This window comes from Amycolatopsis aidingensis (genome assembly GCF_018885265.1).
In the GTDB taxonomy this organism is placed as follows: Bacteria; Actinomycetota; Actinomycetes; order Mycobacteriales; family Pseudonocardiaceae; genus Amycolatopsis; species Amycolatopsis aidingensis.
The window spans coordinates 6170987-6191154 of sequence record NZ_CP076538.1; the positions used below are offsets into that span (position 1 = coordinate 6170987).

Below are 20168 nucleotides of genomic sequence, written 5' to 3' on the forward strand. Positions count from 1 at the left end.
CGGTGCGCACGACCACGTTTCTCCCACTGACCACGAACGCCGCCGCCCGCCTGGCACACGGTGCCGGCACGGACCCGGCGCGGCAACAGGCCCTGGTCGTCCGGCACCGGGCCGAGGAGGCCGACGCCGCGGCCGCGCAGTGCTGGACCGCGCTGCTCGCGGGCTGCGACACGGCGGGGCGCACCGCGCTCGGGCCCAGCCTGCGCAGGCTGTCCGAGGCGACCTCGTACTACGTCGGCACCCGCTGGTGGTTCACCGACGGTTCGCCGCACCGGCGCCGGGTGGCCCAGGCGCAGCAGCACATCGAGGACGCGATCGTGGACGGGGACGGGCAGGAGTTCGCCAGTGCCTTCGTGGGCTACGACAACGCGATGGCCAGCGCGGTAGTGTGCGCTGCCCGGACCAACCACGACAGCCGGAGCCGCACACCGTGAACGAACCCGAACCCGTCAGCAACCCCGCCGAGACCGCGGGCCTTGGCTACGAGCAGGCGAGGGACCAGCTCATCGAGGTGGTCCGCGGGCTGGAGGCAGGCGGGCTGTCGCTGGAGGAGTCGCTGGCCCTGTGGGAGAAGGGCGAGCAGCTGGCCAAGCTGTGCGAGCGGCACCTCGAGGGCGCGCGGGAACGTATCGAGACCGCGCTGGCCTCGGTCGAGAACGACACCGAGGACGCGAGCGCGGACACAACGGGCAGAACCGGCAACGGGCAGTGACGATCGCCATGCCGCGCTGAGCTGGCCCGGCGGCCACGATCTGCGAGAATTAGGCCCGATTCGCTCCATATCGTGATCGGGAGGCCAGCATGACCACCGCCGAGTCCACCGGCGAACCCCGTCGCGGGGAAGCGCCGGACCGCAACCTCGCGATGGAGCTCGTCCGGGTCACCGAGGCGGCCGCGATGGCCGCGGGCCGCTGGGTCGGCAAGGGCGACAAGATCGGTGGCGACGGCGCGGCCGTGGACGCGATGCGGCAGCTGATCCAGACCGTGTCCATGCGCGGCGTGGTGGTGATCGGCGAGGGCGAGAAGGACGAGGCGCCCATGCTGTTCAACGGGGAGTCGGTTGGCAACGGCGACGGCCCTGACTGCGATGTGGCGGTGGACCCGATCGACGGCACCACGCTGATGGCCAAGGGCATGCCGAACGCGCTTGCGGTGCTGGCGGTGGCCGAGCGCGGCGCGATGTTCGACCCCTCCGCGGTGTTCTACATGGAGAAGCTGGCGGTGGGCCCGGAGGCGGCAGGCACGGTGGACATCTCGGCCCCGATCGCGGAGAACATCCGCCGGGTGGCCCGCGCCAAGCACAGCGAGGTCTCCGATGTGACCGTGTGCATCCTGGACCGGCCCCGGCACGAGCAGATCGTCAAGGAGGTCCGGGAGGCCGGGGCGCGGATCCGGTTCATCTCGGACGGCGATGTCGCAGGGGCGATCGCGGCCGCCCGGCAGACCACCGGCGTGGACATGCTGCTCGGCATCGGCGGTACCCCGGAGGGCATCATCGCCGCCTGCGCGCTCAAGTGCCTCGGCGGGGAACTACAGGGCAGGCTGTGGCCGAAGGACGAAGCCGAGCGGGAGAAGGCGATCGGCGCGGGCCACGATCTCGAGCGCGTGCTCGGCACAGACGACCTGGTGGGCGGGGACAACGTCTTCTTCTGCGCCACCGGGGTCACCGACGGCGACCTGCTGCGCGGGGTGCACTACCGCGCGGGCGGTGCGACCACCCAGTCCATTGTGATGCGTTCGAAGTCCGGCACCGTGCGGCTGATCGACGGCTACCACCGGCTGACCAAGCTGCGGGCTTACTCCTCGGTGGACTTCGACGGCACCCTGGACACCGACTCCGGCACCGTCCCGCCGCTGCCCTAGCCGTGGACCCGATGCGTAAGAGCGCCCGCGCGGCCTGCGCGCTCGCGGCCGCGGTCGCACTGCTGGCGGCCGGTGCCCAGCAGGCGACTGCTGTGCAGCCCGCCATCATCGGCGGCGTGGACGCCGACCAGGAGTACCCGTTCATGGTGTCCCTGCAGAGCAGTTCCGGGATGCATCGCTGTGGCGGCTCGCTGGTCGCCCCGGGCTGGGTGGTGACGGCCGCGCACTGCGTGCAGACCCGGACCAGGCTGATCACCACAGCCCGGATCGGCAGCACCGACCACACCGAGGGCGGCGAGCGCACCGAGGTCACCGAGACGATCACGCACCCCGACTACGACCCGACCGGCGCGGGTGGCGACCTTGCACTGGTCCGGCTGGCCGAACCGGTACAGGCGGAACCGGTCGTGCTCGGCACGGAACCCGCGGTGGGCGACGAAACCAGGCTGCTCGGCTGGGGGCAGACCTGCCCGACCGAGGGCTGCGGGCCGGGCCCGCGGATCCTGCAGCAACTGGACACCCTGATCGTCGATGACACCGGCTGCACAACCGAGTTCGCCACCGAGGTCGAGCTGTGCACCGGGACCCCAGAGGGCGAGGCAGGCACCTGCTACGGCGACTCCGGCGGGCCACAGCTGGCCAGGGTGGCCGAGCACTGGGAGCTGGTCGGCGCATCCAGCAGGCCGGGTAACGGCGACCGCACCTGCGCCACCGCGCCGTCCATCTACACCTCGGTTCCCGCCTACGCCGAGTGGATCACCGAACGGATCGCGCCGCCGGACACTCAGCCGCTGGAGTGACCGGGGAACAGCTTCGCCTCCGGGTTCAGCGCCACCCCGATGTTGTTGATCGCCGTGGCGGCCTCGCCGAAGCCGGTGGCGATCAACTTGACCTTGCCGGGGTAGGCCGCCACATCGCCGGCCGCGTAGACCCGCTCCCTTGCGGTGGCCATGGTGGTGTCGACCGCGATCGACCGGCGCTCGATCTCCAGCCCCCAGTTCTCGATCGGGCCGAGATCCGCGGTGAAGCCGAGCGCGGCGACCACGGTCTGCGCTGGCAGTACCTCGCGGCCGGTGTCCTTGATCTCCAGTTCCACCTCGGCCAGCGGGCCGTCCTCGGTCTCGCCGCGTAGCCGGGTCACCTCGGCCTCGGTGATGATCCGGACCCCCAGCGCACGCACCTCCCGCACGATCGACTCGGCGGCGCGGAACCGGGACCTGCGGTGCACCAGGGTCACGCTCGCGGCGATCGGGTGCAGCGCGAGCACCCAGTCGAAAGCCGAGTCGCCGCCACCGACCACGACCACGTGCTTACCGGCATGGGCATCCAGCGCGGGCACGAAGTGCACCATGCCGCGGCCGAGCCAGCCATCGCCCGCAGGCAACGGGCGTGGGGTGAACTCACCGATGCCCGCGGTGACCAGCACCGCCCCCGCCCGCACGACATCCCCGCCGTCCAGGGACACCTCGAGGCCGTCCTCGACCCGCTCCAGCCCGACGGCCTTGCGTCCGAGCAGGTACGTCGGGTCCCACTGGGCCGCCTGCTCGACCAGTCCCTTGATCAGGTCCCGGCCCCGTACCGCAGGAAACCCGGCCACGTCGTAGATCATCTTCTCCGGATACATGGCGGTCACCTGACCGCCCGCCTCCGGCAGGGAGTCCACGACGGCCATCGAGAGACCGCGAAAACCCGCGTAGTACGCGGCGAACAACCCGGTCGGCCCGGCGCCGATGATCAGGACGTCGACCGACAGCTTCTCCGGCGAGCTCATAGCTCACCAACCTTTCCGCCTGTGGTGGTGGCAGTGATCGGGAACACTCGCCACCCTAGTGCGCAAGGCCACCGCGCGACGCCGATTCGGCTACGCCAGACTGGCGGCATGGCTGAACAGGACTACCGGATCGAGCACGACACGATGGGCGAGGTGCGGGTACCCGCCGACGCCCTGTACCGCGCACAGACCCAGCGGGCGGTGGAGAACTTCCCGATCTCCGGGCGTGGCCTCGAGCGCGCCCAGATCCGGGCGCTCGGCCTGCTGAAGGCGGCCGCGGCCAGGGTGAACGGCAGGCTGGGTGTGCTGGACGGCGAGGTCGCGGCGGCCATCGCGACCGCGGCCGACGCGGTCGCCGAAGGGAAGCACGACGCGCACTTCCCGATCGACGTGTTCCAGACCGGGTCCGGGACCTCCTCCAACATGAACGCCAACGAGGTCATCGCGACCCTGGCCAGCCGCGCGCTCGGCACCGATGTGCACCCCAACGACCAGGTGAACGCCTCGCAGTCGTCCAACGACACCTTCCCCACCACGATCCACGTTGCGGCGACCGAGGCCGTGCTGACCGATGTGATCCCGGCGCTGGACCACCTGGCGGGCACCATCGAGCGGCGTGCCGGGGAGTGGTCGGAGGTGGTGAAGTCCGGCCGCACGCACCTGATGGACGCGGTCCCGGTGACCCTCGGCCAGGAAGCGGGCGCCTGGGCAGCACAGGTGCGTTTCGGGATCGAACGGTTGCGGGACTGCCTGCCCCGGCTGGGCGAACTGCCGATCGGCGGGACCGCGGTCGGTTCCGGGCTGAACGCGCCGGCCGGGTTCGGCGCGGCCGTGGCCGGAGAGCTGGCGAAGGTGACCGGTCTCCCGCTCAGCGAGGCGCGCAACCACTTCGAGGCGCAGGCCGCGCAGGATGGCGTGGTGGAAGCCTCCGGGGCGCTGCGCACGGTGGCGGTTTCGCTGAACAAGATCGCCAATGACGTCCGCTGGCTGGGCTCCGGCCCGCGCACCGGCCTCGCCGAGCTCGCGCTGCCCGACCTGCAGCCCGGTTCCTCGATCATGCCGGGCAAGGTGAACCCAGTGATCCCGGAGGCCACGCTGCAGGTGGTCGCGCAGGTGATCGGCAACGACGCGGCGGTGGCCTTCGCCGGGGCGCAGGGCAACTTCCAGCTCAACGTGAACCTGCCGGTGATCGCCCGCAACGTGCTGGAGTCGGCGCGGCTGCTGGCCGCGGTGTCCCGGTTGCTGGCGGACAAGGTGTTCGCCGGGGTGACCGCCAACGCCGAGCGGGCCAGGGAGTACGCCGAGGGTTCCCCTTCGATCGTGACCCCGCTGAACGCCTACCTCGGCTACGAGGAGGCCGCCGCGGTTGCCAAGCAAGCCCTCGCCGAGCGCAAGACGATCCGTGAGGTCGTGCTGGAACGCGGCCACGTCGCGAACGGCAAGCTCACCGAGCAACAGCTCGACGAGGCCCTCGACGTCCTGCGCATGGCCCACGGCTCCCGCTGACCTGTCGGCGGCGGAGGCCGAGGGTGACCGCCGTGGCGACCAGTGCGGTACCCAGCACATCGGCGAGGTCCAGGGTCTGCGCGCCGAGCAGCAGGGATACCGCCAGCCCGGACACCGGCATCACGCCGATCAGCACCCCGGCGCGGTCGGCTCCCAGCGCTCCCACCGCGAAGTACCACGCGCCGAACGCCACGGCGGTCACCAGGACCGCGAGTACCAGCAGCGCGGCGAGCTCCCGCGCGTCCGGCAGCCGCCATGCCGAGGCGCCGCCGGTGATCGTGGCGACCAGCGCGCCGCCCACCCCGGCGACGAAACAGCTCCAGGTCGCGGTGGCCAGCGGGCCGAGCCTGCCGAGCACCCCGACCGCGCACAGGGTGAACGAGGTCTCGCACAGCATCGCGAGTACGGCCAGCAGCAGCCCCGGCCCCTCGGTGTCACCGCCGCCGGTGAGGACGGCGACCCCGCCGGTCGCCAGCACGGCGCCGAGCACCGGCGCCGCCGAGGGCCTGCCACCGGCCATCAGCGGCCCGGCGAGCGCGATCACCAGCGGGCTGACGCCGAGCACGGCGGCGACCAGGCCCGGCTCGGCGTACCGCTGGGCCAGTAGCAGGAACGCCTGGAAACCGATCATTCCGCTGGCCGCGAGCGTCACCAGTGCGGGAAGGTCACCCAGCGCGGGCAGCGGCAACGCCTTGCCGCGCAACCGGGCGAAGCCCAGCAGGAGCAGGCCGCCGAGGGCGTACCGCAGCGCCTGGCCCGCGATCACCGGGTAGGCGTCGAGCATCCCGGTCACCGGAACCGAACCGCCGACGATGACCGCGGCCGCCAACCCGGCCGCCGCACCCCGCCGGGTTCCTACCCTGTGCTCGGCGCTCGGAGGCGCCACCGGAGTCGTCATGGCGGTAGCCTCGCCGGTCAGTGGTCTAGCCGGAAGGACCAATCGAGCATGCCGAAAATGGACCACTCCGGAGTCCTGCGCGAGTTGCTGCTGCCCGCGGTCTCCGGCTCCCGGCCGGGCCGGGCCGCGGAGTCCGCGCTTCGTGCGGCGATCCGGTCCGGGCGGCTGCCCGCGGGGACAAGGCTGCCCTCCAGCCGGGACCTGGCGGCACAGCTCGGCTGCGCCCGCGGCACCGTCACCGCGATGTACGAGCAGCTGGTGGCCGAGGGATACCTGCTGGCGAAACGCGGCTCGGGCACCACCGTGGCGCCCATGGCCCGCCAGGAACCCGCCGCGGCGCCCGCACCGGCCGCGGACCGGGCCTGGCGGTTCGACCTGCGCCCCGGCTTGCCCGCGCTGAGCGCCTTCCCGCGCGCCGAATGGCTGGCCGCCGAACGGGAGGCGCTGGCCGGGCTGCCGGACTCCGCCCTCGGCTACCCGGATCCCGCCGGAGCGCCCGAACTGCGCGCCGAGCTGGCGGGTTACCTCGGCCGGGTGCGCGCCCTGCCCGCGAGCCCGGACGACATCGTGCTCACCAGCGGCGCGGCCGAGGCGCTGTCCCTGCTCGCCAGGGTGCTGCGGGCGGCAGGCGAACGGCAGATCGCGATCGAGGACCCCAGCCACGCGGAACAGGCGGAGCTGTTCGCGGACCAGGGCCTGCGGCCGGTCCCGGTGCCGGTCGACGAGCACGGCATCGACATCGGCCGGTGCCCGCGGCAGGTGCGGGCCGTGGTGGTGACCGCGGCGCATCAGTTCCCGCTCGGCGCGGCCCTGCACCCCGGCCGACGCCGCGCGCTGCTGGAGTGGGCTGCGGAGCGGGACGGGCTGGTGATCGAGGACGACTACGACGCCGAGCACCGCTACGACCGGCCCGCGCTGGGGGCGGTACGGGCGCTCGCCCCGGACCGGGTCGCCTACCTTGGCAGCGTGAGCAAGGTGCTCGCACCGGCCCTGCGCATCGGCTGGCTGGTGCTGCCACCCGCGCTGCGGGCGCGGGTGGTGGACGGCAAACGCAGGCACGACCTTGGCTGCCCGCCGCTGCCACAGGTCGCGCTCGCCCGCATGTTGCGTTCCGGCGGATACGACCGGCACCTGCGGCGCACGCGCAGGCTGTACCGCGAGCGCAGGGACGCACTGCTGGCGGCGCTGGGCGCCCGTTTCCCGCGCTGGCACCCGGTCGGCATCGCGGCCGGCCTGCACGTGGTGCTGCGCCTGCCCGCGGGGACCGACGACCTTGCCACGCAGCGGCGGCTGGCGGAGCACGGCATCAACGTCCCCGCCCTCTCCGGCTACGCGCGCACGGGATCCCACGGCCCGTTTCCCGGGCTGGTGCCGGGCTACGCGGCGTTGTCCCCGGACCGGTTGCGCGCCGCGGTCGACGGTATGGCACGGGCGCTGGCCTGACCGCGCGCTGACAGGACAGGACAAAGCACAGCGAAAGATCCGCAGCACGCCGATCTTTATGTATACCTCACATCGAGCTGGTGCAATGGCATGGATCAGGTGGCCGGATGAAGACCGAGCGTGACAGGTCTGGACCAGGGGAGGTGTCCGTGGAGGACCAGGAGCTCACCCGCCTCGCCCTGCGCGCCGCGGCCGGAAACCGGAGCGCGGCCGAAGGATTCGTCTCGGCGACCCAGCACCAGCTGCACCGGATGCTCGGCTACCTGGTGGAACCGCGACTGGCCGAGGACCTGGTGCAGGAGACCTACCTGCGGGCCTTCGCCGCACTGCCCCGCTACGCTGCCCGGTGCCCGGCCCGGATGTGGCTGCTCGCCATCGCCAGGCGGGTGGCCGCCGACCATCTGCGTACCCGCAGGCGACGGCCGCAGCACGCCCGCACCCCGGACTGGGCGTGGGCCGCGGAGCGCGCGGGTGCGGCCGAACCGGACCACGGGCGCCTGGTGGAACTGCGCAGGCTGGTCGCCGAGCTGCCGCCGGAGCGCAGGGAGCCCTTCGTGCTCACCCAGGTGCTCGGGCTCTCCTACGCCGAGGCGGCGCTGGTGTGCGAATGCGCGATCGGCACGATCCGCTCCCGGGTGGCGCGGGCGCGCCAGGACCTGCTGGCCTGGCTCGGTCCCGCGGGCACCGGACACCCGGCAGCAGGCGAGGGCAGGGCATGACCGGCCGGTCAGCCCTCGCCCAGTGACCTGTGCATAACGTGCACCCCGACCGGTCCGTGCCGCGGATGGTCAAAGGCCTCCGGCACGATCGCCAGGGTCCGGAAGCCGAGCGAATGCCACAGGTGCACGGCGCGATGATTGGTCTCCACCACGGCGTTGAACACCATCGCCCGGAACCCGCTTGCGCGCGCCTGCTCCAGCACGTGCCCCGCCAGCCGCCTGCCGACCCCACGGCCCCGTGATCCGGATCGACGATGAAGGTGGCGGTGCCGACCCGGCTGACCGGGCCGTAGTTGGCCTGCAGCTGGGCCGAGCCGAGGATCCGCTCGCCGTCCTCCACCACGAACGTCCGTCCCGGCGGCTCCAGCATCCAGCCCCGGCCCGCCCGCTCGAAACCGACGTCCGGGTCCCACGCGATGGTCTCGCCCTCGGTCGCGATCCGGTGCCAGAACGGCCAGATCCGCGGCCAGTCCGCCGGGCGTGCGTCCCTGATCAGCACGGCTGGTGAGGTTAGCCCTCGACGAGCTGCTTGGCGATTTCTTTCGCGTTACCGACCGCACCGGGAACCACGCCGAAGGAAGCGGTGACCGTGGCGCCCTCCAGCAGCACGAGCAGTGAGGTGGCGATCCGCCGCGGGTTACGCAGCCGGGCGTCCCTGGCGAGGGTGCGCAGGTAGTCCAGCATCCACAGCTTCTGGTCCCGGATCACCTCGCGGCCGGGGTGACCCACGTCGGTCAGCTCGGCCTGCGCGTTCACGAAGGCGCAGCCGCGGTCGTTCTCCGTGGCCACCCACTCCTCCAGCGCGTCGAACACCAGCAGCAGCCTGCGCGCGGGGGTGACCCGCACGCCCTGCTCCACGAAGGACACCACGTGCTCGCGCCAGCGCTCGTCCCGGCGCCGCAGGTAGTGCCCGACCAGCGCGTCCTTCGAACCGAAGCGGTCGTACAGGGTCTTCTTGGTGACCCCGGCCTCGCTCGCGATGGACTCGACACCGACGGCGTGGATGCCGTTCTCGTAGAACAACCGGCCCGCCACCTCGAGCACCCGCTCGGCGGCCGGGGTCATCGTGAGTTCGTCCATGACCCGCAGTATAGGACGTATAACCATACCGGTCGGTCTAGGCATGCGAATGTCGTACCCAGGAGCGATGATGTCGGCATGTTGTTCGACGACATCGTCACGGCCTCGGCAGGGCTGGCCGCGACCCGGTCCAGGAAGGCGAAGATCACCATCCTCGCCGACCTGCTGCGGGCCGCCCCGGAGGCGGAGCTGGCGGCCGTGGTCGCGTTCCTCACCGGCAGCCCCACCCAGGGCCGGATCGGGGCGGGGTGGCGCACCCTCGCCGGGCTGGAGGCTCCGCCCGCCGCGGACGCCACGCTCACCGTCGGCGAGGTGGACGCCGCGCTCGGCGCGGTCGCGGACAGTACCGGCGCCGGGTCGGGGCAGCGCCGTGCCGGGACGCTGACCGGGCTGTTCGGCCGGGCGACCGAGCCCGAACAGCGCTTCCTGTTCCGCCTGCTCACCGGCGAGCTGCGGCAGGGCGCGCTGGAAGGGATCATGCTGGACGCCATCGCGGCCGCGGCCGAGGTGCCCGGCGAGGTGGTGCGCAGGGGGTTCATGCTGTCCGGACGGCTGCCTGCCACGGCACACGCGGCGATGTCCGGCGGCAGCGCGGCCCTTGCCGGGTTCCGGTTGGAACTCGGCAGGCCGGTCCGGCCGATGCTGGCCTCCCCCGCCGAGTCGCTGGACGAGGCGGTCGCCGAGCTGACGCCAGCGATCGTCGAGTACAAGATGGACGGAGCGCGGATACAGGTGCATCGCGAGGGCACCGAGGTGCACGTCTACACCAGGACGCTGCGCGAGATCACCGCCCATGTGGACGAGCTGGTCGAGCTGGTGCGGGGGCTGCCGTGCGAGTCGGTGGTACTGGACGGCGAGACGCTCGCGCTCACCGACGATGGCAGGCCGCGGCCGTTCCAGGAGACCATGTCCCGGTTCGGCAGCACCCGCGAGGAGCAGGTGCGCGCCCTGCTGCTGCGTCCGTACTTCTTCGACTGCCTGCACCTGGACGGCGCCGACCTGCTGGACCGGCCGCTGCGGGAGCGGAACAAGGCCCTGCGGAAGGTGGCGGGGCCGCACCTGATCCCCGGCGAGTCCAGCCCGGCCGATCCGCGGACCCTGCTGGAAGGGGCGCTGGCCGCGGGGCACGAGGGGGTGCTGGTGAAGGCGCTGGACTCCGGGTACGCGGCGGGAAGGCGCGGGCGGGCCTGGCTGAAGGTCAAGCCGGTGCACACGCTCGACCTGGTGGTGCTCGGCGCCGAATGGGGGCATGGGCGGCGCACCGGGTACCTGTCGAACCTGCACCTCGGGGCGCGGGACCCGGACGGCGGCCCGCCGGTCATGGTGGGCAAGACCTTCAAGGGCCTCACCGACGAGCTGCTCGCCTGGCAGACCGAGACCTTCCCCGCCTACGAGAGCCACCGCGACGACTGGACCGTGTACCTGCGGCCGGAGCTGGTGGTGGAGATCGAGCTGGACGGGGTGCAGACGAGCACCCGCTACCCCGGCGGGGTGGCGCTGCGCTTCGCTCGGGTGGTCCGCTACCGCCCGGACAAGGGGCCGCCGGAGGCCGACACCATCGAGGCCGTGCGCGCGCTGGCCCTTCCCTAGCCCGCCCGGTGGTTACAGTCGGAGCATGACGGCGATAGTGCAGAACGTGGTGACCTCCGGTTTCTTCCAGCTCGACGGCGGCAGCTGGGAGGTGGACAACAACGTGTGGCTGCTCGGGGACGACCACGAGGTGCTGGTGATCGACGCCGCACATGACGCGCAGGCCATTCTGACGGCCGTGGACGGCCGCGCGGTGCGCGCCATCGTGTGCACCCATGCGCACAACGACCATGTCAACGCCGCACCCGAGCTGGCCAGGCTGACCAACGCCCCGATCCTGTTGCATCCGGACGACCTCGAGCTGTGGAACCTCACCCACCCGGAGCGGTCCCCGGACGCGCCGCTTTCGGACGGGCAGGTGCTGACCATCGCGGGCACCTACCTGAGGGTGCTGCACACGCCGGGGCACGCGCCGGGGGCGGTATGCCTCTACGCCGAGAAACTGGGGGCCGTGTTCACAGGGGATACACTGTTCCACGGCGGCCCCGGCGCCACCGGCCGGTCCTATTCGGACTATCCGACGATCCTGGAGTCCATCCGGGACAGGTTGTTCGCCTTGCCCGACGACACGGTGGTGCACACCGGGCACGGCGAGCACACCAGCATCGCCGCGGAACGGGAGAACTCCGAACAGTGGGCCGCACCCTGAGCCTCAGCGGGCCGTGACACCGAACGGATTGTCGATCACGTACCGCCAGCGCCCTTCCGCGTCCCGGCGGGCGACATCGGTCGCGGTGCCCTCGACCCGCACGCCGTCCCCCGCGATCACCCAGTCCACGATTAGCAGGGCCAGCTCGCCCGCCACGTGTACCTGGCGGGGCCGCACCTCGATCGGCAGGCCCAGCGCGAGCAGTTCCTCATTGGCCGCCCTGCGCCCGGCCCCGGTCACCGCGATGCCGTCCGGCCGCACCAGCACGCCTTCCGGCTCGTACATCCGTTCCACCTGCACGCCGCTTCCGGTGTTGAACGCCGCGGCAAAGGTGAACGGATGCCGCTCCGCCCGGGTGGTCAGCGGGATTTCTGTGGTTTCCTCGGACCCATGTTCCCTGCCCATGCGACCAGCCAAGCGGGCCCGGCCGTGGGTCACCAAACGGAAACCCACGGCCCGGCGAGGCGGCTGGACCCGGAACTGGTGCCGGACGAGCGCGGCCGCACCAGCAGGCCGGATCCCGGTTGCCCGGTCGAGATCGCGCTCGCGGCCATCTCCGGGCGGTGGACCACTCTGGTGCTGCGCGAGCTGATGCACGGGCCGTGCTCCTTCGGGGAGCTGCGCGCCCGGCTGCCCGCGCTGACCGCGAAGGTGCTCACCGAACGGCTGCGTGAGCTGGCTGAGCGCGGGCTGGTGGCGCGGGAACGGCGGGAGTCCTTCCCGCCCCGCACCAGCTACCGGCTCACCCCGGCGGGCCACGAACTGCGCCCGCTGCTGGTCGAGCTCTACCGCACCGGCTCGGCCCTCAGTGCGCTGGCACCCGGCGCAGCCCCCGGTCCACCCCGGTGACGCACAGCAGCAGCGCTGCGGTCACCAGCAGCACCAGCGCCAGCGTGCCGAGGCCCGAGTCGGTGGCCCGCTGCCCGAAGGACACGGCGATCACGCTGGTCGAGGCCAGCGCGCCGAGGTACTGCGAGGTCCGGAACAGGCCGCTCAGCGTGCCGATCCGCTCCGCGGGCGCCTGCACGTACAGCGCCGTCTGGTTGGCCACCGTGCTCAGCCCCTGGCCGACGCCGAACAGGAAGCCGATCGCCACCAGCAGCCACATCGCCGTACCGGCGCCGGTGAGCAGCAGCGCCAGCGAGCCTGCGAACAACGCCCCGCCGGTCAGCAACAGCCTGCTCCACACGCCCAGCCCGAGCCGCGTGCCCAGCGCCGAGAGCGTGACCGTGGTGACCGACATCGGCAGCAACGCCAGGCCGATGGTGGCCTCCGGCAACCGGTCGGACTGGGCCAGCCACTGCGGGTAGCCGTACAGGAAGGCGTAGATCGCCAGGTAGGCAAGGGCCTGCCGCAGGTAGGTCGCCATCAGCGGCCCGTTGCCGCCGAGCGCCCGCAGGTCGAGGAAGGGGTCAGCGGCCCGCAGCTCCCACCACACCAGCGCGCCGGACAGCAGCAGCCCGGCGGCGAGAAACGGCCACAGCGCCTGCTGCGGGCGCAGCACGAACAGCAGCAGGGCGACCAGCGCGACGGCGAACAGCACCACCCCGGTGACGTCGGTCCGCGCGCGGGCCGCGCGGGCACGCGGGCCGTCGGCCGGCAGCCAGCGCACCGCCAGCACGATGCCGAGCAGGGCGATCGGCACGTTCACCGCGAAGGTCGCCCGCCAGCTCGCGACCGCGGCCAGCAGGGCACCGAGCGTCGGCCCGATGGCCATGCTGGCCTGGGTGGAGGTGGCCAGGGTGGCCAGCACGCCGCCCGGTACGGCGACCCCGAGTGCGCTCGCCCGCGCCCGGACGATGGCCATCGCGGCGGGGAACCCGGTGGCGGTGCCGAGCCCGAGCAGCACCCGCACCGCGATGAGCATCGGCAGCGAGCCGGCCAGCGTGCCGAGCAGGCCGGCACCGCACACCAGCCACAGCCCGGTGAGCAGCACCCGCCGGGCCCCGCACCGGTCCACCAGCCTGCCCATCACCGGCTGCGCCACCGCCGTGGCCAGGTAGAGCACGGTCACCAGCCACACCGTCTCGGCGGCGCCGGCACCGAGATCCTGCCCGATCGGGGCCAGGGTGACCGCGATCATCGAGGAGTTGATCGCGTTGAGCAGCGTGCCGAGCACGAGCGGGACGAGGAACCGCGGGCCGAACCCGCCCGCCGGGGCCGCCGTGGCTGGCCGCGCGGGGCCGGTGACCGTCATGCCGCACCCACCCCGGCGCCGCGGGGCACGAAGATGGTCGCCGCCGCGATCACCCGCGCCGACCGGACCAGGTTCACCGCCACCAGCCTGCCGTCGCCGTCCAGGACCGGGGTTCCGGTCACCACCCCGGCCGGGGTGCCCAGCCGCACCGGCCCACCGGCCGCGCCGAGGTGGCGGCGGACCACGCTGCCGGGCTGGGTCGCCGCGGCCAGCACCGCCACCATCGAGGTCAGCCCGATCGCCGGATGCGGGGTGTGCATGGAGACCATCCGCACCGCGAGGTCGTACTCGGCGGCGCGGACCAGGACTCCCCCGCTGGTGCGGTAGTCGCGGGGCGGGCCGACGATGCCGAGCTTGGGCACCGCGGCCTCGACCGGGTCGCCGGGGCCCGCCAGCCGCATCCGGATGGCCGCCGCCCGCCGCAGCGGCAGCAGCCCTGGCAGCAGGGTGGTGAACTCGGCCACGCTCTCCACGCCGGTCAGGCCGACCGTGGCGGCGTCCAACAGCGCGGCAGGCGCGCCCGCGTCCACCAGGGTCGCCTCGCCGCGCGCGAGCTCGTCCACCGGGTTCCCGCTGGGCAGCAGGGTTCCGGTGGTGCCGCCGACCGGGTCGAGGAACTCCAGCTCGACCCGCACTCCCGGGGAGGTGACCCCGGGCACCAGGGTGTCCCCGTGCGCGGGCACCCTGCCGTCGGGAGTGGCCACCACGGCATCGATCCGGCCACCGGTGTTGGTGTTGCGCATCCGCACCCTCGTCCGCCCCGCGGTGGCCGGGACCAGCCCGGAACGCACCGCGTGCAGCCCGACGGCGGTGGCGCAGTTGCCGCAGTTACTCCCCCACTCCACCCGCTCGTCGCCGATGCCCACCTGCCCGAAGGTGTAGTCCACATGGATGCCGGGCGCGGTGGCCGGGCCGATGATGGCGGCCTTGGAGGTGGTCGAGGTGGCACCGCCGACACCGTCGATCTGGTCGGAGTCCCGCGCGCCGAACGCGGCGGCGAGCACCTCGTCCACCCCGGCCTGCCGCCCGGATATCCCGGACAGGTCCGCGAGGTCGAACAGCCAGCACTTGCTCGTTCCACCGCGCACCAGTGTCGCCGGAACCGCGATGGAATCCCTGCACAACGCACTCATAGAACGTCCCAAAAATCGCAGCACAAAGGATCGTGACGGGTTGCCGAAAAGGCAGGTGACCGCCGCGACACCGGGGCAGTCCGGGAGGTTAACGGCAAGAAAGGGATTGTCCGATTTGCCGAACTCAGCCGCAGACTACCCGAATCGGCACCGGCTCAGCATGACCCGCATGAGCGATATCGATCCGTTGTGGACGGCAACAATATCGCGCTCCTCCATTCTTGCGCCCAAATTAGGATTCCGTTAATTTTCCGGCGCTATCGGCGGGGATGAATGGTTGGCACGCCAACAAATCTCCCGGCCGCGGGCGCCGTGCCCGCCGCACGGGGTGTAACCTGGGGTCTCGTGCGCTTTCTGGATGGCCACCGGCCCGCCCACGACCTGACCTACGACGATGTGTACCTCGTGCCGAACCGCTCGGCCGTGGAGTCGCGCTTCGACGTCGACCTCTCCACTGTCGACGGCAGTGGAGCCACCATCCCCGTGGTCGTCGCCAACATGACCGCCGTCGCCGGCAGGCGGATGGCCGAGACGGTCGCCCGGCGGGGCGGCCTGGTGGTGCTGCCGCAGGACGTCGACCCGGTGGCGGTGGCGGACATCGGCTCCTGGGTGAAGGAGCGCAACCCGGTCTGGGACACCCCGCTGGTGCTGACCCCCGGCGACGCCGTGGCCGACGCGCTGAACCTGCTGGGCAAGCGCGCGCATGGCGCGATCGTGCTGGTCGACGCGCAGGGCCGCCCGGTGGGTGTGGTGGACGAGGCCGCCTGTACCGGGGTGGACCGCTTCGCCAGGCTGATGGAGGTCGCCGACCCCGAGCCGCTGACCTGCTCGATGGACACCCCGCCGCGGGAGGTGTTCGAGCGGCTGCACGCGCATGGCGGCAAGCTCGCGCTCGGGGTGGACGCCGAGGGCAGGCTGGCCGGCGTGCTCACCGAGGTCGCGGCGCTGCGCTCGGAGGTCTACACCCCGGCGACCGACGCCGACGGGCGGCTGCGGGTGGCCGCAGCGATCGGGGTGAACGGTGATGTGGCGGCCAAGGCCGAGGCCGTGCTGGGCGCCGGGGTGGACATGCTGGTGGTGGACACCGCGCACGGCCACCAGGAGAAGATGATCGCCGCGCTGAAGGCGGTGCGCTCGGTGTCCCCCGCCGTGCCGGTGGTGGCGGGCAACGTGGTGACCGCCGAGGGCACCAGGGACCTGATCGAGGCGGGTGCCGATGTGGTCAAGGTCGGCGTGGGGCCGGGGGCGATGTGCACCACCCGGATGATGACCGGGGTCGGGCGCCCGCAGTTCTCCGCGGTGGTGGAGTGCGCGGCTGCGGCACGGGACCTCGGCGGGCATGTCTGGGCCGACGGTGGCGTGCGGCACCCCAGGGACGTGGCGCTGGCGCTGGCCGCAGGCGCCTCGGCAGCGATGGTCGGGTCCTGGTTCGCCGGTACCCACGAGTCGCCCGGTGACCTGCGCTACGACGAGCAGGGCAGGCCGTACAAGGAGTCCTTCGGGATGGCGTCCAAACGCGCCGTTGGCGCACGGACCCGCACGGACAACGTGTTCGACCGGGCCCGCAAGGCGTTGTTCGAGGAGGGCATCTCCTCATCCCGGATGGCACTGGACCCGGCCCGTCCCGGGGTGGAGGACCTACTCGACTCGATTTGTTCCGGGGTGCGCTCGGCCTGCACCTACGCCGGGGCGGGCACGCTGGAGGAATTCCACCAGCGTGCCGTGCTCGGGGTCCAGTCGGCCGCCGGTTTCGCCGAGGGCCGCCCATTGCCCGCGGGCTGGTGATATGCCCGATTTCGCCGCTGGAATAATCGCGCCCCCGACATTCCGGTTGCGACCCGGCCTAGCCTGGACCGGTGAATGACGCAGTAGTCGTGACCGATTTGGTCAAGCGTTACCGGCGCAACGGGCCGAACGCGGTGGACGGGCTCGGTTTCTCGGTACCGCAGGGCGAGATTTTCGGGCTGCTCGGGCCGAACGGCGCCGGTAAGACCACCACCGTCGGCGTGCTCACCACCCGGGTGCGGCCGACCGAGGGCCAGGCGCTGATCCACGGGGTGGACGTGGTGCGCGCGCCCAGCCCGGCCCGGCAACTGCTGGCGGTGGTGCCGCAGCGCAACAACCTGGACCGTTCCCTGAACATCCGGCAGAACCTGCTGTTCCACGCCCTCTACCACGGGGTCGGCCGGGCCGAGCGGATCCGGCGGGCGGACGAGATCCTGGAGCGGATGGGACTGGCGGAGTCGGCGAAGGCCAGGATCGACTTCGTCTCGGGTGGACAGTCGCAGCGGGTGATGATCGCCCGCGCGCTGATGCACCGGCCCAAGGTGCTGTTCCTGGACGAGCCCGCGACCGGACTGGACCCGCAGGCGCGGCTGTTCGTGCACGAGCGGGTCGCCGAACTGCGCTCCGAGGGGGTCACCATCGTGCTCACCACGCACGATATGGAGGAGGCGGCCAAGCTGTGCGATCGGGTCGGCATCGTCGACCACGGCAGGTTGCTCGCGCTGGACACCCCCACGGCACTCACCCGCGCGCTGCCCGGCAGCACGACCCTCAACGTGACGGTGCGGCTGGACGGGCACCCTTCCACCCTCGTGCAGTCCGCGCTCTCCGACATCACCGGGGTGCAGCGGGTGGAGTCGATCAGCTCGGCAGGTGACGGCGGGCTGGCCCAGTTCCGGCTCTACACCGCGGACGAACCCGCGGCGGTACTGCCAACGGTACTGACCTCGGCGAACTCCTTCGGCTGCGCGGTGAGCGACCTGGCCATCGGCAAGCCCAGCCTGGAGGACGTGTTCATCCACCTGACCGGGAGGGAGCTGCGATGACGGCCCTGCGCACCTTCTTCGCGGTGCTGTGGCGGGACATCTTCGTGACCGGCCGCGAGCTGGGCCCGTTCCTGGCCCAGGTGATCATCCAGCCGTTCTTCATGCTGTTCATCTTCGGCACGGTGCTGACCGGGATCGGGTACGTGGACGAGAACTTCGTGCAGATCCTGCTGCCCGGCATCGTCGCGCTGAACGGCTTCCTGATCGCACTGCAGAACACCACCATGCCGCTGGTGCTGGACTTCTCCTGGACCAGGGAGATCGAGGACCGGCTGCTGGCGCCGATGCCCATCCCGCTGGTCGCGATCGAGAAGATGATCTTCGGTGCGCTTCGCGGGATCGTGGCGGCGCTGCTGATGATCCCGGTCGGCTTCCTGATCCTGGAGGGCGTGCACTGGCCTGCCTCGGCCTGGCCGGGGGTGCTGGGCATGATCGTGCTCGGCTCGCTCGTCGGCGCCGCGATCGGGATGACCGTAGGCACCCTGGTGTCCCCGCGCCGGATCAACATCATGTTCGCGGTGATCCTGGTGCCGCTGATGTTCACCGGGTCGACCCAGTTCCCCTGGCACGGGCTCGAGCACCTGGAGTGGTTCCAGGTGGTGTGCGCGATCAACCCGCTGACCTACGTCAGTGAGGGTATGCGTGCGCTGCTGCTGGACGGCACCGTGCGGTCGATCCCGCTGTGGGTGGACATCCCGGTGGTGATCGGCGCCTGCGTCGTCTTCGGCGCCATCGGCATCAAAGGCTTCCTGCACCGCGCCCTCGACTGACCCGTGCTGTGAGTGGCCCGTTCACTGCGAAATTCGCGGCGAACGGGCCACTCACTGCGGTCAGCCGTGGTGCTCGAGCATCTCGGTCACCAGTGCGGCGATGGGCGAGCGTTCCGAGCGGCTCAGGGTCACATGCGCGAACAGCGGGTGCCCCTTCAGCTTCTCGATCACCGCGGACACCCCGTCATGCCTGCCGACCCGCAGGTTGTCCCGCTGCGCGACATCGTGGGTGAGCACCACCCTGGAGGCCGTGCCCAGCCGGGACAGCACGGTGAGCAGGACGTTGCGCTCCAGCGACTGCGCCTCGTCCACGATCACGAAGGAGTCGTGCAGGGACCGGCCCCGGATATGGGTCAGCGGCAGCACCTCGAGCATGCCACGGTCGAACACCTCGTCCAGCACGTCCTGGCTGACCAGCGCGCCGAGGGTGTCAAAGACCGCCTGCGCCCAGGGCTGCATCTTCTCGTTCTCCGAGCCGGGCAGGTACCCGAGGTCCTGGCCGCCGACGGCGTAGACCGGGCGGAACACGACCACCTTGCGGTGTGCCCCGCGTTCCATCACCGCCTCCAGGCCGGCGCACATGGCCAGCGCCGACTTGCCGGTGCCTGCCCTTCCGCCCATCGACACGATGCCGACCTCGTTGTCCAGCAGCAGGTCGAGCGCGATGCGCTGTTCCGCCGAGCGGCCGTGCAGCCCGAAAGCCTCCCGGTCGCCGCGCACCAGCCGCACCCGCTTGTCCGCGGTGACCCTGCCCAGCGCGCTGGAGGTGCCCGCAAGCAGCCGCAGGCCGGTGTGGCAGGGCAGTTCGGCGGCCTCCGGACGGCCGAAGTCGGCGAGGTCGATCGCGCCGTCCTTGAACAGGCCGTCCAGCGCCTCCTGGGGCACGTCCAGGTCGGCCATCCCGGTCCAGCCGGAGGAGACGATCTCCTGCGCGCGGTACTCGTCGGCGTTCAGCCCGACCGCGCCCGCCTTGACCCGCAGCGGGACGTCCTTGGTGACCAGGGTGACCACATGCTGCTCGACGGCGAGGTTGAGCGCGCAGGCCAGGATGCGGTGGTCGTTGGAGTCGGTCCGGAAGCCGGGAGGCAGCACGGTGGGATCGGAGTGGTTCAGCTCCACGTGCAGCGTGCCGCCTTCCTCGCCGATCGGCACCGGCGCGTCCAGCCTGCCGTGGGTGCGCCGCAGGTCGTCCAGCATGCGCAGGGCCTCACGGGCGAACCATCCCAGCTCGGGGTGATGCCGCTTGGCCTCCAACTCGCTGATCACCACCAAGGGGAGCACCACGGCGTGCTCGGCGAACCTGGTCAATGCCCAGGGGTCGGAGAGCAGGACGGAGGTGTCCAGCACATAGGTGTGACGCTGGCCGGTGGGTGAGATCGAGGCTTCCCCAGTGCCCGTGGCACTGATCGACGAACGGCCGGTGGCCTCGCGGGACGAACGCTGCGCAGTCACGGCATCTCCCTCGTGGGCGCGGCACCGCGCCCGCACTCGCTGGGCCGGGCACCGCCCTGGCTGGTCTTGCCGCCGATCGCCGAGGCGTCAGCGGGTGTGACCACGAGGGCCTGGTGCCGGCCCCCTCGTGCGTCTGAACGGCTGCGCCGCTCCGTATTGCACTGCCACGACCAGGGCCTCCCGCGACGGCCCGCATGGGTCACGGACCATCACCTCGGAAGCTACCTGCGACATGGCGATCATGCAGGCAGCCAGGCAGGTGATTC

21 protein-coding genes are annotated in these 20168 nt (G+C 71.9%); 13 read left to right on the forward strand and 8 right to left on the reverse strand.

Annotation, left to right across the window (positions count from 1 at the left end):
• Positions 1-2: 2 nt before the first annotated feature.
• The 4 genes from KOI47_RS28085 (at position 3) to KOI47_RS28100 (ending at position 2663) form a co-directional block, all read left to right on the forward strand.
• Positions 3-434, forward strand: a complete 432-nt coding sequence (locus KOI47_RS28085; RefSeq protein WP_216209495.1) for a hypothetical protein — start codon at positions 3-5, stop codon at positions 432-434.
• The gene (locus tag KOI47_RS28090) at positions 431-712 is read left to right on the forward strand and encodes an exodeoxyribonuclease VII small subunit (RefSeq protein WP_216209496.1); all 282 of its coding nucleotides are present in this window, start codon (positions 431-433) and stop codon (positions 710-712) included. Before KOI47_RS28085 ends, KOI47_RS28090 begins: the two co-directional genes overlap by 4 nt.
• An 89-nt stretch (positions 713-801) precedes the next feature.
• Positions 802-1863 (forward strand): class II fructose-bisphosphatase, encoded by a 1062-nt coding sequence (gene glpX, locus KOI47_RS28095; RefSeq protein WP_216209498.1) that lies wholly within the window; start codon positions 802-804, stop codon positions 1861-1863.
• An 11-nt stretch (positions 1864-1874) separates the two neighbouring features.
• On the forward strand, positions 1875-2663 hold the full coding sequence (locus tag KOI47_RS28100; RefSeq protein WP_216209500.1) for a S1 family peptidase: 789 nt from the start codon (positions 1875-1877) through the stop codon (positions 2661-2663).
• Here the strand turns inward: KOI47_RS28100 and KOI47_RS28105 are convergent.
• A complete protein-coding gene (locus tag KOI47_RS28105; RefSeq protein WP_216209501.1) occupies positions 2648-3634 on the reverse strand; it encodes an NAD(P)/FAD-dependent oxidoreductase in 987 nt (328 codons plus the stop codon). The genes KOI47_RS28100 and KOI47_RS28105 overlap by 16 nt on opposite strands.
• 108 nt (positions 3635-3742) lie before the next feature.
• On the opposite strand from KOI47_RS28105, the gene KOI47_RS28110 reads away from it, so the two are divergent.
• Positions 3743-5140 (forward strand): class II fumarate hydratase, encoded by a 1398-nt coding sequence (locus KOI47_RS28110; RefSeq protein ID WP_216209502.1) that lies wholly within the window; start codon positions 3743-3745, stop codon positions 5138-5140.
• Here the strand turns inward: KOI47_RS28110 and KOI47_RS28115 are convergent.
• Positions 5079-6038, reverse strand: coding sequence for a DMT family transporter (locus tag KOI47_RS28115; RefSeq protein WP_216209505.1), 960 nt, complete (start codon positions 6036-6038; stop codon positions 5079-5081). The genes KOI47_RS28110 and KOI47_RS28115 overlap by 62 nt on opposite strands.
• A gap of 48 nt (positions 6039-6086) precedes the next feature.
• On the opposite strand from KOI47_RS28115, the gene pdxR reads away from it, so the two are divergent.
• Positions 6087-7481, forward strand: coding sequence for a MocR-like pyridoxine biosynthesis transcription factor PdxR (gene pdxR, locus KOI47_RS28120; protein ID WP_232376306.1), 1395 nt, complete (start codon positions 6087-6089; stop codon positions 7479-7481).
• Positions 7482-7588: 107 nt separating this feature from the next.
• Positions 7589-8200, forward strand: coding sequence for a sigma-70 family RNA polymerase sigma factor (locus KOI47_RS28125; RefSeq protein ID WP_216209507.1), 612 nt, complete (start codon positions 7589-7591; stop codon positions 8198-8200).
• 8 nt (positions 8201-8208) lie between these two features.
• On the opposite strand, the gene KOI47_RS35950 is transcribed toward KOI47_RS28125, so the two are convergent.
• Both KOI47_RS35950 and KOI47_RS28135 read right to left on the reverse strand, forming a co-directional pair.
• Positions 8209-8403: a GNAT family N-acetyltransferase gene (locus tag KOI47_RS35950; RefSeq protein ID WP_232376307.1), complete on the reverse strand. Its 195-nt coding sequence runs from the start codon at positions 8401-8403 to the stop codon at positions 8209-8211.
• A 307-nt stretch (positions 8404-8710) separates the two neighbouring features.
• Positions 8711-9280, reverse strand: a complete 570-nt coding sequence (locus KOI47_RS28135; RefSeq protein ID WP_232376308.1) for a TetR/AcrR family transcriptional regulator — start codon at positions 9278-9280, stop codon at positions 8711-8713.
• A 78-nt stretch (positions 9281-9358) separates the two neighbouring features.
• On the opposite strand from KOI47_RS28135, the gene KOI47_RS28140 reads away from it, so the two are divergent.
• Both KOI47_RS28140 and KOI47_RS28145 read left to right on the forward strand, forming a co-directional pair.
• Entirely contained in the window at positions 9359-10870 is a 1512-nt protein-coding gene (locus tag KOI47_RS28140) for an ATP-dependent DNA ligase (RefSeq protein ID WP_216209511.1), read from the forward strand.
• Between the two features lie 25 nt (positions 10871-10895).
• A complete protein-coding gene (locus tag KOI47_RS28145; protein WP_216209513.1) occupies positions 10896-11519 on the forward strand; it encodes an MBL fold metallo-hydrolase in 624 nt (207 codons plus the stop codon).
• A gap of 3 nt (positions 11520-11522) precedes the next feature.
• Here the strand turns inward: KOI47_RS28145 and KOI47_RS28150 are convergent, their stop codons facing one another.
• Complete coding sequence (locus tag KOI47_RS28150; protein WP_216209515.1) at positions 11523-11924, reverse strand: YybH family protein; 402 nt, start codon at positions 11922-11924, stop codon at positions 11523-11525.
• Positions 11925-11948: 24 nt separating this feature from the next.
• Between KOI47_RS28150 and KOI47_RS28155 the strand changes: the two genes are divergently transcribed.
• On the forward strand, positions 11949-12368 hold the full coding sequence (locus KOI47_RS28155) for a winged helix-turn-helix transcriptional regulator (RefSeq protein WP_232376309.1): 420 nt from the start codon (positions 11949-11951) through the stop codon (positions 12366-12368).
• Here the strand turns inward: KOI47_RS28155 and KOI47_RS28160 are convergent.
• Positions 12325-13716: an MFS transporter gene (locus tag KOI47_RS28160; protein ID WP_216209519.1), complete on the reverse strand. Its 1392-nt coding sequence runs from the start codon at positions 13714-13716 to the stop codon at positions 12325-12327. The two genes, KOI47_RS28155 and KOI47_RS28160, sit on opposite strands and share 44 nt — an antisense overlap.
• Positions 13713-14849, reverse strand: coding sequence for a PrpF domain-containing protein (locus tag KOI47_RS28165; RefSeq protein WP_216209521.1), 1137 nt, complete (start codon positions 14847-14849; stop codon positions 13713-13715). The genes KOI47_RS28160 and KOI47_RS28165 overlap by 4 nt, the downstream gene beginning before the upstream one ends.
• A 345-nt stretch (positions 14850-15194) precedes the next feature.
• Between KOI47_RS28165 and guaB1 the strand changes: the two genes are divergently transcribed.
• The 3 genes from guaB1 to KOI47_RS28180 all read left to right on the forward strand — a co-directional run bounded on the left by guaB1 (position 15195) and on the right by KOI47_RS28180 (position 18450).
• The gene (gene guaB1 / locus KOI47_RS28170; RefSeq protein ID WP_216209523.1) at positions 15195-16634 is read left to right on the forward strand and encodes a GMP reductase; all 1440 of its coding nucleotides are present in this window, start codon (positions 15195-15197) and stop codon (positions 16632-16634) included.
• 71 nt (positions 16635-16705) lie between these two features.
• The gene (locus KOI47_RS28175; protein WP_216209526.1) at positions 16706-17680 is read left to right on the forward strand and encodes an ABC transporter ATP-binding protein; all 975 of its coding nucleotides are present in this window, start codon (positions 16706-16708) and stop codon (positions 17678-17680) included.
• Entirely contained in the window at positions 17677-18450 is a 774-nt protein-coding gene (locus KOI47_RS28180; protein WP_216209528.1) for an ABC transporter permease, read from the forward strand. Before KOI47_RS28175 ends, KOI47_RS28180 begins: the two co-directional genes overlap by 4 nt.
• A gap of 60 nt (positions 18451-18510) precedes the next feature.
• Here the strand turns inward: KOI47_RS28180 and KOI47_RS28185 are convergent, their stop codons facing one another.
• Entirely contained in the window at positions 18511-19857 is a 1347-nt protein-coding gene (locus KOI47_RS28185; RefSeq protein WP_216217609.1) for a PhoH family protein, read from the reverse strand.
• Positions 19858-20168 lie beyond the last annotated feature (311 nt).